Raw genomic sequence first — 13,406 nt, 5'->3', positions numbered from 1 at the left:
GCTCTGCCTCCGGCAGCCGAATACTCGCTTCGCTCGTTTCGCGCGTCCCCGCGCGAATTGCCCGCCTCCGGCGGGGAGTTGGGAAAGTGGCCTCCGGCCATTTCCCAACTTGCGTGCCTCCGGCACGGAAGAGCTGGAAATGGGGGTTTGTGCCTCCGGCACAAACCGTGATTCCTGGATGTGGTTTATGGAGGGTGGGGTTGGGGTTTGAGTTGACGGGGTGTCAAACCGCTGTGTGTGCGCGGGTTTTCGAGGGAATCTCCGATTCCCTGAAAGGCGAGGGGAATTGGTATTCCGTGGAGAAAAGTACACCACGGAATACCAAGGAGCGGCAACGCGGCCCCTCCGGGGCCCCGTTGCCCGGGAACGGCCTGGGGGTAGAGGCCTGCCTCCGGCAGGACGGGCGGACGGGGTGAGGGGTGGAGGAGACATAGAGGGGGAGGAAGTGCAGGGCAAGGGGAGTTGAAGGGCCGGGAGGGTGGTCCTGCCTCACACCGCCCCACAGCACAGGCCGACAGGCCCAGACCCGCAACCCCCATCACGGCCGGCGCGGCGGCCTCCGGCCGACGCGCAGCAGCCACCCAGACCGGGCCCGATCCCCGAAGCCGCCACCTACCACCCGCCCGCACCCGTTCCTCACTCATCCTTCAACCGGCTCGGGGAAAGTGGCAGCAGAGGGGATGTCAGCAGGCGTACCGGGCTGGATTGTTGGGTTGATCAGGGGTGACGTGGAGACGGCCCAGGAGGCCGCGCAACGTCTGGCGCAGCCTCTACCGCAACACCATGGCGCAACGTCTGGCGCAACCCGTAGCGCAGCGGGGGTTCCACCCGAACCCAAAACACACTAATATTTGAGTTCTGGGGAGGCGACCCCCGGGAACCGCAAGGGACCAACGAAGGGGAAGAACGTGGAACTGACGATCACTGACGGGATCGTTCGCGGGGTACGCGGCGCAGACGCGCCCATGACTGAACTTGCAGTTCAGGCCCGCACGATCGCGAACTTTCTGCCGCTGCTTTGCGCGCGGGCAGGGGTGAAGATCGTGCACAACGCAGACCGGAACTACACCGGAATTCGGTTCGAGACCAAGGCCGCCGGTCCGATCGTGCTGGAAATGCCCACGGGTGAGGAGCCGTACCGGCTGGTTCAGGAATTCATCGACCCGGACAAGTCTGGGCGCATGGAAGTTGAATTACGGCGATTCCCGCAGATCTACAAGCCCCACGGAATCGCGCTCATCACGGCCGAATTCCTCCGGTCTAACGGGTTTCTGAGGTAATCCGCGCGGGGGCACCCCCGGCCGGGGGTGCCCCCTTTGACCCGGCATCACGAAAGGAGAAAGGAAACCATGGAGAACACGCGGATTGCAGGGCAGGCCCCGGAAGTCGGAGCGCCGCTCACGGACGCCGAGAAGGAGCAGGCCCGTTACGCGCTGGCCGAGTTGGCGCGCAGCGAGAGGGACCCGGATGCCCAGAGGGTGTCTCCCGAGCAACTGGACGTTGTCCGGTCGTTCTTCGAGCTGGGTTGGGCGATGGGTGTGCGCACCGGCCACACGGGCCCGGCCATGGCGGATGTGCCGATCGATGGGGCGACGGTTGACCGCGCGTTCCTGGGCCTGCTGCTGTCTGAGCGGGTGACGAATCAGCTTGCGCTCTCGCTGGCGCGCATCCTTGACCCGCAGGACTCCGGGCCGGTCCTGTGGCAGAAGGTCAGGTATCACGGCAGCGTGACACGGCGTCACGGGGACTACTGGGTACAAGCGATCAAGGCGGAGGCCGGGCCGGTCGGCGGAGCGCACGAGGTCCGCTACGACCTGTGCGAGGTGATCGGCCGCATTCCTCTGCCCGCCGTCACGAACGTGCGGGGGCAGAGCGTGACTCCGCTCCCCGCGTTCCGAGCGCCGTTGGTCTAAGTGTGCTGGTCAGGGGTGGGTTCACTCACCCCTGAAACACACTAATATTGAAGTTGTTCGGGGGGCGGTGGCTCCGCCCCCCCCCGACCCGCAGAGACCAACAGCGAAGGGGAACACCGCATGACTCAGCAGTACGCCGAGCGCGCTACGAACCTCGCCCCCACGGGTGCCCGTAACGCCGACCTGTCCGACCTGGTCAGCATCCTGGAAGCCGGGGAGCGCCGGAAGCTGGACATCATCGCCTCCGCGTCCGCGCTGCGGATGCGTGAGGGAAACATCCACGTCGAGGGCGTGGAGTCTCAGATCAGCGCGGCAGGTGTGACCGCCGTCGATGGCATCTACCGGCCGACCGCCGTTGCCGACGAGGGGGTTTCGGACAAGCTCCGCATCCCGCTCGCCTACCTGCGCCGCATGCGCGCGGAGAGCGTCCCGCTGCTGGACGAGAACGTCAACGCATGGATGCGGCAGGAGCCGGAGCGCCGTTTCATGCTCCGCGCGTTCCGGAGCGAGAACGGCCCGGGCATGCCCGGTGAGGGCGTGGCCCGCGCGCTGCTGTCCGACAGCTACAAGCTGATGGACAACCTTGACATGCTGCTGGCAGCCCTGGACGGGGTGGAGAAGTCCGGACACCCCACCCGGATCACCGGGTGCGACCTCACCGACCGGCGCATGTATGTACGCGTCGAGTCCGAAGCGGTCGAGATCCAGGCCCGCAACCTGCTGCGCGGCTACCGCTCCCCGTTCGACGGCCGCAGCGGTGACGAACTCCCGATGATCTCCGCCGGGTTCGTCATCACCAACAGCGAGGTTGGTTCCGGGGCGTACACCATCACCCCGCGCGCAGTCATCCAGGTCTGCCGCAACGGCCTGACCCAGACCAAGGACGTCATGCGCGCCGTGCACCTGGGAGGCAAGCAGGACGAGGGCGTTGTGTCCTGGTCCGGCCAGACCCAGCGCAAGACGCTGGAGCTCATCACCTCCAAGACCGCCGACGCCGTGCGCACCTTCCTGTCACGGGAGTACGTCGAGGCAAAGGTGCACGCGATGGAGGCCGCCGCCGGGACGACGCTGGACGAGCCGACGAAGACCATCGAGCACGTCACCAAGTCCCTCAGCATCGGCACCGAGGCCAAGGACAAGATCCTTTCCCACTTCATCCGAGGTGGGCAGATGACGGCCGGGGGCGTGATGCAGGCCGTCACCTCGACCGCGCAGACCCTCACCGACGCCGACCAGGCCGCCGCCCTGGAAGCACTCGCGGTTCCCGCCCTCACGGCCGCCGCCGCGCACGGCTGACAGACCCCCGTGCGGGCCGGGCAACTCCCCCAGCCCGGCCCGCACGGGCCCAGCCGACCCGAGAGCGCGCAGCGCGCGACCCCGCCCCGCAGGGAGCGCGGAGCGCCGCCCGCCGGCCTCTGCCGCGTAGCGGCAGCGCGACGCGTCGGCGGAGTCGACCGCGCGCCCCAGAAGACACCCGTTGTGCCCAGGGGCGCAGTGTGGCCGGCCCCCGGCGCTCACCGCCCACCGCCCGTCCCGCGAGGAGCCGTCATGCCTTCACGCCCGGAGCTCACCCACCCCGGAGACGCCGCCATCGAGGCCGCCATGAGCCTCACCCTTACTGCCCTTACCGCCGTGGTCCAGGCACTCGGAGACGGTGAGCACACGCTCAACCTCGTGGCCCAGCGGACCGACGACGCGTTCGTCACGGCCCGAACCGATCTCTCCATCGGCACCGAGCCCATCCGCCTGGCTGTACTGGACGAAGACGAGTTCTGCGCCCTGCGCGCACTGCTGCTGTTCGCGCTGGAGGGCAGCAGCATGCGCAGCGCCGTCCTGGTCGCCACCACGGCGACCGAGCCCAACCCCCGTGCGTGCGGCTGGACCATACGTGAGGGGTGGCTGCACCCCATGGACACGGCTGACCTCCAGGCCGCCGTCATTCCATGCCCCGACGTGTCTGCCATCACGCGCGAGGTCTACCCCGCCCCCGTTCTCGTTCAGTCCCCCGACGCCGACGAGGAGGGCCCGCATGTCTGACGTTCCCGCCGCCGCGACCGGTCCCTGCGCCGACCCCGAGGACATCCCAGCCGGTCAGCCCCTGCCCGGAACGCGCCTTATCGCGCACCGCCTACCACACGGGGGGATGGCCGGTTTGTACATCCACATGGGCCGCGCCGACATCCATGCGACGTACGCCCAAGTCGTCGGCCACGGTGGGGATTTTCCGGCCTCAACGGCAGGCTACGGCAGCACTGTTCAGGGCCGCAGCGTCGACTGCTTCCTGCGGAACAACCTCAACTTCTGGTTGTCCAGCGATGCGCGTATGGCAGACGACGGAGTGATCCGGTACCGGCGGGGACGCAATCACTCCGTCGTCACCTTCGTGCCTGAGAAGGCGTCCGGAGTGCTGATCAACCGGCCGGACGAGCAGGTGACAGCCGCCGCCTACCACGTGACCGGACCGACCGGGGTCACGCAAGTGTGGCGAGGGCAGACCGTCCGCGAGGCCATCACGGCGTGCCGCATTGAGCCTCCCGTCGGTTGGCCCGCAGGGTGGGCCCACCTCATGCCCGACACGTCCGTCAGGTTCGCGCGCGGGGGCGCGCCCTGGAGTCGGGAAGCCATCTTCACGGCCGAGCCGACCGATGAGCCCGCATCGTGGGGGCCGCCGTGTCCCCGGGGCGGCCGCACGGAATCCGAAACGGAATCCGAACACGGCCTGTGGGGCGGTGTTGCTGCCGACAAAACGGGTTGCTGGTGCTACCCCCCGAGAGCGGTAGGGCCCGCATCAGCGCCGTCCCGCCCGCCAGCACAACCCAGCCGACGCGGCTAGGAATCCGAAAGACGCCGTCCGCGCCCCTCCCCGGTGCGGGGGCATGGACGGCCGCCCGGCCAGCACGCCACTGGCCGACTGCCGCCCCGACGCTCGCACCCCTCCCCCTTCGGCGAGCGTCGGGGCGGCAGCCCCAGCCCATCCCACCGATGCCGAGAAGTCACAGCCCATGACCAGCCCGATCCTGACCATCGACACGCCCGCCGGCCCCGTGCGCGCCACCGCCAGCCCCCGTGAGGCCGACGCCGTCGTGTTCGAGCGGGGCAGGGCGATGCGCGGCAGCATGCACGTCACCGGCACCACCGCCACCCACCACTGGGACCAGTTCACCGCCGTGCGCGCCTGCCTCGGCCCCGTGGACGCCTTCAGTGCACCGCCCCCGCCGAGGACCTCCCCAGGCTCGCCCGCGGCCGTGCCGGCTACCGGGGCAGCCTCACTCTCTACAGCTACGCCGACCGCCCTGCGGAGTCGGTGTATCCGATGAGTTCAGCCGCTGGTCACCCGCCGTCGCAGAAGACGGCCCCGGTACTCACCGCCGTCCTGCGCGGGGGCGCCGAGCACGTCGAGCAGCGCACCGACCTGCCCGCGATCCTTGAAGCCTCCCGCCAGCGCAACACCCCCGGCCTGCTGCGCTTCCTCACCTGGCCCGCCTCCTACCACCAGGCCGAGGCCGCCCGCCTGGAGCGCGAAGCCCGTACCGCCCTCCCCGCGCTGAAGGCCGCCGAGGCCGCATGGCGGACCGCCGCACGGTGGCTCGCCCACCGTGCGCATCCGGTCCCGCAGCTGATGCCCGCCGACCTCCCCGACTCACTGACACAGAAGATCCGGGGGCGCAGTGGTGGGCCCCCTACTGTGTCCACGCCGCCGCCGAAGAGCGCGAGCGTGCCAGCCGCGCCCAGGCGGAAGCCGACTCCCTGCGTGCCCAGCAGCGCAGGCGCCCGAGCGGACGCCGCCCGGCCCTGGTCGGCACCCCCTGACAGCCCGAGGAAGCCGCAGGTCAGGGGGCGGGTTCACACTCAGCTAAAAGACACCATTATTAGAAGTGCACGGGAGGGGGTGCGGTAGCCCCCGAACTGATCGAGACCAGGGACTGAGGAGAACACCGTGCCGACCATGCTCGAACAGCTCGCTACTGGGCAGAAGCACGACTCCACGATCCTCCTGCCGAACGTGTGGTCCGACCTGCTGCTTACCGTGCAGACGGTGTGCCCGTGCGGCAACACGACGAGCGTCCGCAACGGCGCCCTGACCACGCACGAGCCCATGTCGACGTGGGACATGAACGGCACGCGGCGCGCCGTGATCCGTGACGCGTACGGCGTCGGGATCACCTGCCGCTACAGCGGACGAGCCGTCACCCTAGCCGCCGCCCTGGAGCGCGACGGCGTTCTGACCCCCGCCGAGCGGCACGTCCGTGATGTCACGCAGGCCCGGCTGGAAGCAGGCATCACAGACACCGCTCCCGACGGCTACGCCCTACCGAAGCCGGTTGCTGCCCTGTTCGCGCTCGCTGAGGCCCACGGCTGGCAGACACAGCAGGCGTGGGCGCCCCGTGACGGGGGTTTCCTCCTGAACCTCCGGGTAGGTCGACCGGCGGACGGGGGCCGGAAGTGGCAGTACGACCTGCCCTATTTCGTCGCTTCAGGCGTCGCGCGCCGGATCCGGTCCGGGCTGTGCGTCACGCCGGACCGCAGGGGCCCGCACGACACCCCGTCCATCAAGGCCATCACGGCCGTGATCCGGGCCAACCCGGCTCCGACGGAGAGCTGAAGGAGGCGCGACGGGAGACAACCCAGCGGCGGCATTCCCGGTGTCGCACGCCGCGGGCGGGCTGCCCGCTTCCTGTACCGCTACCGCAAACCCGACCCGTCCGGACACCCCTGGCGCACCGCCCCCCACCCGCCCTGTGAGGGAGATGCTCTGATCATGCGTTGGCTGATGAGCCTTGGTGAGCGCACCCGACCTGACATGCCCTCGTACGCCGAGGACCCTGCCCCGGACCGGTCCCGCGCGCTGGCCCTGGTCGACGACTTCGCCCACCTCTTCACCGTCCTGAAGGAGTGGCGGCAGGAGTACGGCGAGGAACTGACCGCCTGGGCCGTGCAGGTCGAGGCCGACGATGTCGAGAACCTCCCCGCCGAACTCATCGAGCAGTGGCAGTGGGAGGGCGCTCCGGTCCGCCTCGACACCGAACGGGGCGGCTACGTGAAGGTGTCCGACTACCGCGACGTCCCCGTGCGCCCCGGCATCAGCGCGCGCACTACCACCGGCCTCCCCCTGTGGACCGCCGCACCCTGACCCGTCCGGCAGACCGCCCCGCTGCCCACCACCATCTTGGAAGGAGAAGCCGTGTCCGTCGGCCGCCACTTCGGCATGGTCATCAGCCGCACGCCCCGCATGACGTACGTGGCAACGGTTCGTGCCTCCGAGGACTGCCGGTTCATGTGTTCGACCTGCTGTGAGAACTGCTGGGCCATCCAGCGGCTTCACGGCGAGACAGTGTGGATGTGCTGGCGGTGCACCGATCCAAAGGACAACGGCCTGACTCCCGGCCCCCGCAGTTTCCACACCCGGCAGCCCCGGCCGCTCCGGGTGGGCGAGCAGCTGCGCAGCCCATCGGGCGTGTGGGTCGTCACCAGCTGCGAGCGTGTGTGGGCGTGGGAAGGCCGCCGCTTCCGGCAACCGGCCCGCGTGTATGCCGTCACCCGCGAGGACGGCCACAGGCAGGAGTGGCGGGGCCAGGACATGGCCGACTTCCGCCTGATCCCGGCCGGGTTCGAGCACATCACCCGCTCGCGCTGCAACGAGCTGGGGAGCATGCTCACGGCGGCCGGCCTTTCGTGGGAGGACAACGGCCGCCAGGGCACCCCGCGGAGGCTGAAGTACGCCGTCACCGGCCCCCGCGGCCGCCAGTGGTCGATCCGGCCCGTCGCCCCGATCGACTTTGACCCGTGGCAGCCGTCGAACCTGTGGCATGCCGTCCGTACCGCCCCGCCCCACCAGAGCCCCGTACTGTCCGCCCGAGCCCTGGCCGACCACATCCGGGAACTCCAGCCGTGAGCGGCCAGCTTCGGCCGTGGCGCCCGGAGGACTTCGACGACCGGTGCGAGACGTGCGGCGCACACGCAGGCCAGCTGTGCCGCTCCTGGTGCGACACCGGCTACACCGCCGAGGACGCCCGACGTGACGCCGAGCTCCGCGACCAGGACGCGAGCCCCGCGCCTACCACGCCCACCAGCCATCCGAAGGAGTGAACAGACCTCCATGACACGCGAGTTGACCACGCAGGAGCAGTTCGACGCGTTCGCCGACGAAGTGGAGAGAGCTGGGTACACACTGCCGGACGGCCGAACTCACCGACCACCACCGCGGTTTGGGGCGACTCATCGTCGACGGCGACGGCCGGGCCCTGCGCCTGTGCCAGCCCGACGACCGCCACCCCGACCGGCTGAAGATCTACGCCGCACTGCCCGACGAGGCCAAGATGCTCGCGCCGTCGATCGGGGTCACGGCCCGCACCGCTCACCACGTGGCCCGGGAGATCAACCGGCGGCTGTATCCGCTGCACTCCGAGGCCATGGAGCAGGCCGCCGAGATCGCCGCCAGGCAGGAGGCGGAGGAGAGCGGCCGCCGCGCCGTCACCGAAGCCGTGGCCGGCGCACTCCCCGGCGCTCGGATCGACGAGCAGTACCGGCGCACCCGGATCGTCTGGCAGCACGACACCAGGCCGCCCGGTGAGCACGGCCCCGTCCAGGTCGACAGCGTGACCGTAGTCGTCGGCCCCTCCGGGAACGGCGTGCAGGTGGAGGCGTCCGGCCGCTCTGACTCCGTGACCGCCATGCTGGCCGCGTTCGTCCAGGCCGCTCGGGAGTAGAAAAGGGCAGGTCAGAGGTGGGTTCCCACCCCTCAAAATAACACTATTATTAAAGTTGTGAGGAGGGGGCATCGCTCCACCAGGCAGCCTGCCCCCGCCTCACGGACCCGCCGACCGGCCCGCCCCTTGCCATTCGGCCTGACAGGGCCCAGTCCCTGAACTCGCCCACGAGAAAGGCGCGCACGTGACCCACACCAACCCGTCCTCCGAGGACCGCCAGGAGCAGCACCGCGCCGACCGATCGCGCACGGGAGGCGGGACGGCGCATACCGACCACCACACGATGCGCCACCTCCTGCGCCGCGAGATCTCCGGCGTCATCGGCTTGCTCACCGACGAGCACGACTTTTGCGCCATGCGCGACTACCGCAGCTTCGCGTTCGGCGACTACACGGCCTACCTGGCAGGGGTCGAAGACCTCCTCAAGGCCCGCGCCGCACAAGGCAGGCATACCGTGCTCGCCCTCTTCGACCCCGCGGAGTACGCCGGCTTCTGCGCCGACACCGGCCTCACCCCCGACAGCCCGTCCAGCCGGACCCGCTTCACCGCCGAGATCGCCACGACCGGCCCGACCGTCCTCTACAACGGGGAGCCGTTGGGCGAGCTCGTTCAGGTCCTGATCGACGAAGCCGTCCGCCAGGCCACATGGGAGTACGCCTCCATGCTCCTGGCCCGTTTCGGGAACTGTGCCGTCTGCGGAAGGGACATCGGGCAGGAGTCCTTAGCCCGCGCCCGGGACCTCCTGATCCGTATCCTGGGCACGGCCGAACCGGGCCGCCAGCACCTGGTGTGCAGCGTCTCGGAGACAACGCACACCCTGACCGCCGTCCTGCACGCGGACAGCGGCGCCGACGGCGCCACGCAGCTCGACGCCACCGAAGCCCTGGAATTCACCACAGTCCTCGCCCTGGGGCTCGCGGCCCTGCCCGGCGGACTCGTCATGCGGACCAGCGCCCCGAACGCCAGGGACCGCGTCTACGGCTGGCGGCTGCGTACTGGAGACCTCGTCCCCCTCACCGCCGGAGAAGTCTTCGACGCCTACTGCACCGACATCGACTCCGGCGACCCGATCTCCCCGGAATCGGACGTCGACTACTGCGCCCCGCCCGACCTCGGACCGGACGGTCCGACGCCGGGACACCACCACTGAACAACCCCGGGGCCGTCGCCGCTGGCATCCCGCCCGCCAGGGCGACAGCCCTCCCCTTCCCCGATCCGACCAGCCGCACCGGGGCCCGCCCCGCCCGGCCGGTCATGCAACCGAACACCGCAGTGCTGTAGCTCAGCTGGCAGAGCGCGGATCTTATAAGTCCTGAGGTCGTGGGTTCGAGTCCCACCAGCACTACTCCAACACCGTCCGACACGACTGGAGTTGCAATGACCGACACCCATCACGCCCCGATTCCCACGACGCCCACCGCCGTGGCGTCTGCCGTCCTGGACGCCATCGAGACGCAGCCCGATGTCTTCGACATGGACAACTGGGCGCGGCTGCCCGGCGCGACCCGGCTGGCCCCCGAGGAGGCCCCGGCGTGCGGGTCCCAGCTGTGCGCCGCCGGATGGACGGCGCACGTCACCGGCTGGACGCTCGTGTCCCTGCCCCAATCGGAGCAGACGGAAGTCACCGGCACGGATGACGACGGCGACGAGTACAAGACGCTCACCAGCGTCTACGCGGAACGGGGTGAGGAACGCCGCCTGATCGGTGACGTTGCCGCCAAGGCCCTGGGCCTGAAGCCCAGCGAGACGTTCTGGTACGTCACCGCGCCCACCGCGCTGAAGGCACTTCGCGAGATCGCCGGACGCTGACCCGACATCGACCGGCCGCCGCACCGGCCATGAACGGGGCCTGACCGCCCCGTTCCGCACGGAAGGAAACCGCCATGCCGATCAAACCGGACCCGGCCACGCCCGCAGGCGGGGCCATCGTCGATCTGGCCGACCTGATGGACAGCCTCCAGGAGCGCACCGGCGAATGGCCGGGGGCGGACACCGTCAGCATTCTCGAAGGGTGGCTGAGCCGCTTCAGCTTCGCCGTCGAGGAGAACCTCAGCCCGCAGGTGACAGGCCGCGCGTGGGTGCTGCGCCAGTGGGACGAGCACAGCGACGATGTCACGCTCTGGTCCAACGAGGCCTCCGCGCTTGCCTCGCTGGCGCAGCAAGTGCGCAGTTCCTGGGACGACGTGGCGGGCGAGGACGGCGTCCCGTTCCGTCCGCCCGCCGACGACCGCAGGGCCGTGGACCTCTTCTACAGGTCGAGGGAGCACATCGAGGGCTACACGCTGTACGACGCGGACATCTCCCGCTGTGTGCTCGCGCCCCGAAACCCCAGCCTCTCGGACGCCGAGGAGTGCGCGGAGGCGAACAGCGCGGCGGTGTTCCACGCGATGCGGGGGCCTGACGACGAGGGCCTGCCCTGCATGGAGATCGCGGGCATCCTCGTCTTCGCCTACCTCGACGCCGACCGCCGGGCCGTACGGGTCTCCGTTCATCTGGACACCACCGACGAGCAGTTGGTCCGGCCCGACACCACGGTGCCGCTGCTGGTGGAGATCGGGGACGCCACGGTGTTCGACAACCTCACCCCGCCGCCGGCCACGGCGCAGCCGACCGGGTGAAAGGCCCGCTTCCGGCGTCTCACCCGCCGTACCGCACTCTCCGGCGGCGGGAAGTGCCGACAGGGGGGTTGACCATCCGCTACAAAACACTATTCTTTTAATTAGGAGGTGTTCGCATGGCCCCGTCCGTCACGCACGTGACCGGCACCGTCGCCGGTGGCGTGGAAGTCCGCTTCACCCAAGACGGCATCGCGGTCTGCCGGTTCCGCCTCACCGAGACCCCCGCACAGTGGGATGCCACCGCGCAGAAGTGGCGTGACCTGGAGCCGATCCCCTACATCTGCACCGCCTGGCGGGACCTGGCCAGCAATGCCGCCGAATCGCTCGTCGACGGGGTCAACGTCCTGGTCAAGGGACGCATCACCGGGGTCAAGGACGACTCCATCTACCTGAGCATCGACGACCTCGGCATCAGCCTGCGCAGGCGCATCGCCTACACCGAGACCAGCCTGCCCAGCCCGATCGCCGCCCACCCGGTCACCGCTCCCCCGGCGGCTGAGCCCGTCACCGCGTCCCGCACGGCCCCCGGGCGACCGGGCAGCCCACCCGCCTGGTGGGAGCAAAACCGGTCCGCCAACTGGTCCTAGCCCGGCCACTCCACCGCAGCAGCCGACGGCACTCCCCTCCCCGTCGGCTGCTGGCCACATCCCCCTTCACCCGCCCCGGCGCGGCACCGGTTCGCCTGCCGGCGCCGCGCCCCGCCCCCAAGCCGCCCACCACAGAGCAGCGGCTGACCGCCCTTGAGAAGCGCGTCACCGCGCTGGAGAAGAGGTAACCCTTGAGGATCTCGAAGATGTGGAAGGCCGTCGTGTCCGCGCTCGCTGCGGGCGCCGGCACCCTGTCCGTCGCCGTCACCGACGACACAGTCACCGCCGCCGAGGGCTGGGCGGCACTGATCGCCGTACTCGGCGCGCTCGGCTTCACGTGGGCCGTGCCCAACAGCCAGGACAGCCAGGGCGCCTGATGAGCACGCTCGATCCGGGCGTGTACATCAGCAGCGCCCAGATGTACCAGGAGTTGAGAGCCCTGAGCGATGGCGTGACCCGGGTGGAGACCAAGCTCGACAGCATCGGCCAGGGCATCCCCCCGAACTCGGCAAGGACGTCGCCGACCACGCTCGCATCCGCACCCTGGAGCGGGGTCGGTGGCCGCTGCCCACGATCGGCGTCCTCGCCGGTGTGGCCGGTGTGGCCGGTGCCGCCACAGGCGCCATCGCCCTGTTCGCCCGATGGACAACAGACGCCCCCTGCACGGTCGCCACGGCCGTGCAGGGGGCGTTTCGTCATGCCTGGAGTCAGTGCAGCGCCTCGATGGCATGCAGAATCAGGGCGCGCGCGTCGGCCCCGTAGACCGCCATGCCGCGCAGCTGCTCGAACGCCTTCAAGTACAGGGCTATCTCGGACGGCTGGGTGATGTTGATCTCTGCCGACAGGCACTCGACCGAGACAAGGGCGTCGTCGTACACGTGGAACGTCTCAAGAGGCCACTGCCGCCGTGCCGCCGTCGCCATGGGAACGATGCCCAGCGACACCTGGGGAAGCGCGCCCGCGGTCAGCAGGTAGCCGAGCTGAGCGGCCATGGCGTCTTCGTCGCCGAGCTGGGTGCGGAGGACGGACTCCTCGATGAGCATCACGAACCGGTGCCCTGGCTCGTGGATGACGCGTGATCGCTCGACCCGGGCGGCGGCGGCCTCGGCACCGTCGTTGGACGGGATGCCCCGGAAGTCGGCGATGTTGCTGAGGAGGGCGGCCGCGTAGCCCTCGGTCTGGAGCAGGCCCGGGACCATGGTGGAGGAGTAGACCCGGAACAGCTCCGTGTCGCGGAAGAACTGCGCGACGCTGTCCTGGAGCTGCTTCATGCCGCGGCGGACCTGGTGGCGCCACTCGCTGTACATCGACTCGGCGTTCAGCGACTGAGTTACGAGGTCGTCGGCCAGGTCGGGTACGCCGCATGCTGCGGCCCATACCCGTATGTCCTTGGCCGAGGGAGCGGTGACCGCGTTCTCGACGCGGGACGTCTTGGAGTGGTGCCAGCCGCATTGGGCAGCCAGCTCGACCACCGTCAGCCCGGCGCTCTTGCGGAGGTCACGCAGCCGCGCGGCAACGACGTGCCGAGCGGCCTGCGCAGACGAGGACGGGGAGACGGGCATGAACGGTCCTACCGATGCT

General features: G+C 69.7%; 16 protein-coding genes and 1 tRNA gene. 15 read left to right on the top strand and 2 right to left on the bottom strand.

Annotation, left to right across the window (positions count from 1 at the left end; genetic code table 11):
- The first annotated feature begins 908 nt into the window (after positions 1-908).
- The 4 genes from AC068Z_RS40360 (at position 909) to AC068Z_RS40345 (ending at position 3,950) form a co-directional block, all read left to right on the top strand.
- Positions 909-1,280 (top strand): hypothetical protein, encoded by a 372-nt coding sequence (locus tag AC068Z_RS40360; RefSeq protein ID WP_478568075.1) that lies wholly within the window; start codon positions 909-911, stop codon positions 1,278-1,280.
- 69 nt (positions 1,281-1,349) lie between these two features.
- Positions 1,350-1,913 carry a hypothetical protein gene (locus AC068Z_RS40355; RefSeq protein WP_478568072.1) on the top strand — a complete coding sequence of 188 codons (564 nt, stop codon included), beginning with the start codon at positions 1,350-1,352 and terminating at the stop codon, positions 1,911-1,913.
- A gap of 120 nt (positions 1,914-2,033) precedes the next feature.
- A complete protein-coding gene (locus AC068Z_RS40350; protein ID WP_478568069.1) occupies positions 2,034-3,209 on the top strand; it encodes a DUF932 domain-containing protein in 1,176 nt (391 codons plus the stop codon).
- Between the two features lie 252 nt (positions 3,210-3,461).
- Positions 3,462-3,950, top strand: coding sequence for a hypothetical protein (locus AC068Z_RS40345; protein ID WP_478568067.1), 489 nt, complete (start codon positions 3,462-3,464; stop codon positions 3,948-3,950).
- A gap of 1,282 nt (positions 3,951-5,232) precedes the next feature.
- On the opposite strand, the gene AC068Z_RS40340 is transcribed toward AC068Z_RS40345, so the two are convergent.
- A complete protein-coding gene (locus AC068Z_RS40340; protein ID WP_478568064.1) occupies positions 5,233-5,508 on the bottom strand; it encodes a hypothetical protein in 276 nt (91 codons plus the stop codon).
- A gap of 342 nt (positions 5,509-5,850) precedes the next feature.
- Between AC068Z_RS40340 and AC068Z_RS40335 the strand changes: the two genes are divergently transcribed.
- From AC068Z_RS40335 to AC068Z_RS40285, 11 genes are all read left to right on the top strand, one after another.
- Positions 5,851-6,516, top strand: coding sequence for a hypothetical protein (locus tag AC068Z_RS40335; protein ID WP_478568061.1), 666 nt, complete (start codon positions 5,851-5,853; stop codon positions 6,514-6,516).
- Between the two features lie 156 nt (positions 6,517-6,672).
- Positions 6,673-7,044, top strand: a complete 372-nt coding sequence (locus AC068Z_RS40330; protein WP_478568058.1) for a hypothetical protein — start codon at positions 6,673-6,675, stop codon at positions 7,042-7,044.
- Between the two features lie 51 nt (positions 7,045-7,095).
- Positions 7,096-7,806: a hypothetical protein gene (locus tag AC068Z_RS40325; protein WP_478568055.1), complete on the top strand. Its 711-nt coding sequence runs from the start codon at positions 7,096-7,098 to the stop codon at positions 7,804-7,806.
- The gene (locus tag AC068Z_RS40320) at positions 7,803-8,000 is read left to right on the top strand and encodes a hypothetical protein (RefSeq protein WP_478568052.1); all 198 of its coding nucleotides are present in this window, start codon (positions 7,803-7,805) and stop codon (positions 7,998-8,000) included. Before AC068Z_RS40325 ends, AC068Z_RS40320 begins: the two co-directional genes overlap by 4 nt.
- 119 nt (positions 8,001-8,119) lie before the next feature.
- Complete coding sequence (locus tag AC068Z_RS40315) at positions 8,120-8,620, top strand: hypothetical protein (protein WP_478568049.1); 501 nt, start codon at positions 8,120-8,122, stop codon at positions 8,618-8,620.
- Between the two features lie 283 nt (positions 8,621-8,903).
- Positions 8,904-9,770, top strand: a complete 867-nt coding sequence (locus tag AC068Z_RS40310) for a hypothetical protein (protein ID WP_478568090.1) — start codon at positions 8,904-8,906, stop codon at positions 9,768-9,770.
- A 121-nt stretch (positions 9,771-9,891) separates the two neighbouring features.
- Positions 9,892-9,965: transfer RNA gene (locus AC068Z_RS40305), tRNA-Ile, on the top strand.
- Between the two features lie 32 nt (positions 9,966-9,997).
- Positions 9,998-10,429, top strand: coding sequence for a hypothetical protein (locus AC068Z_RS40300; protein WP_478568046.1), 432 nt, complete (start codon positions 9,998-10,000; stop codon positions 10,427-10,429).
- Between the two features lie 74 nt (positions 10,430-10,503).
- On the top strand, positions 10,504-11,238 hold the full coding sequence (locus AC068Z_RS40295) for a hypothetical protein (RefSeq protein ID WP_478568043.1): 735 nt from the start codon (positions 10,504-10,506) through the stop codon (positions 11,236-11,238).
- Between the two features lie 116 nt (positions 11,239-11,354).
- On the top strand, positions 11,355-11,825 hold the full coding sequence (locus AC068Z_RS40290) for a single-stranded DNA-binding protein (RefSeq protein WP_478568040.1): 471 nt from the start codon (positions 11,355-11,357) through the stop codon (positions 11,823-11,825).
- A gap of 191 nt (positions 11,826-12,016) precedes the next feature.
- Positions 12,017-12,202, top strand: coding sequence for a hypothetical protein (locus tag AC068Z_RS40285; RefSeq protein WP_478568037.1), 186 nt, complete (start codon positions 12,017-12,019; stop codon positions 12,200-12,202).
- Between the two features lie 330 nt (positions 12,203-12,532).
- Here the strand turns inward: AC068Z_RS40285 and AC068Z_RS40280 are convergent, their stop codons facing one another.
- On the bottom strand, positions 12,533-13,387 hold the full coding sequence (locus AC068Z_RS40280) for a helix-turn-helix domain-containing protein (RefSeq protein WP_478568034.1): 855 nt from the start codon (positions 13,385-13,387) through the stop codon (positions 12,533-12,535).
- Between the last annotated feature and the right edge of the window lie 19 nt (positions 13,388-13,406).

Source organism: Streptomyces sp. NPDC043726, assembly GCF_056436565.1.
The sequence above is the reverse complement of the archived record's forward strand: the minus strand, read 5'-3'. Positions and strand labels throughout refer to the sequence as shown.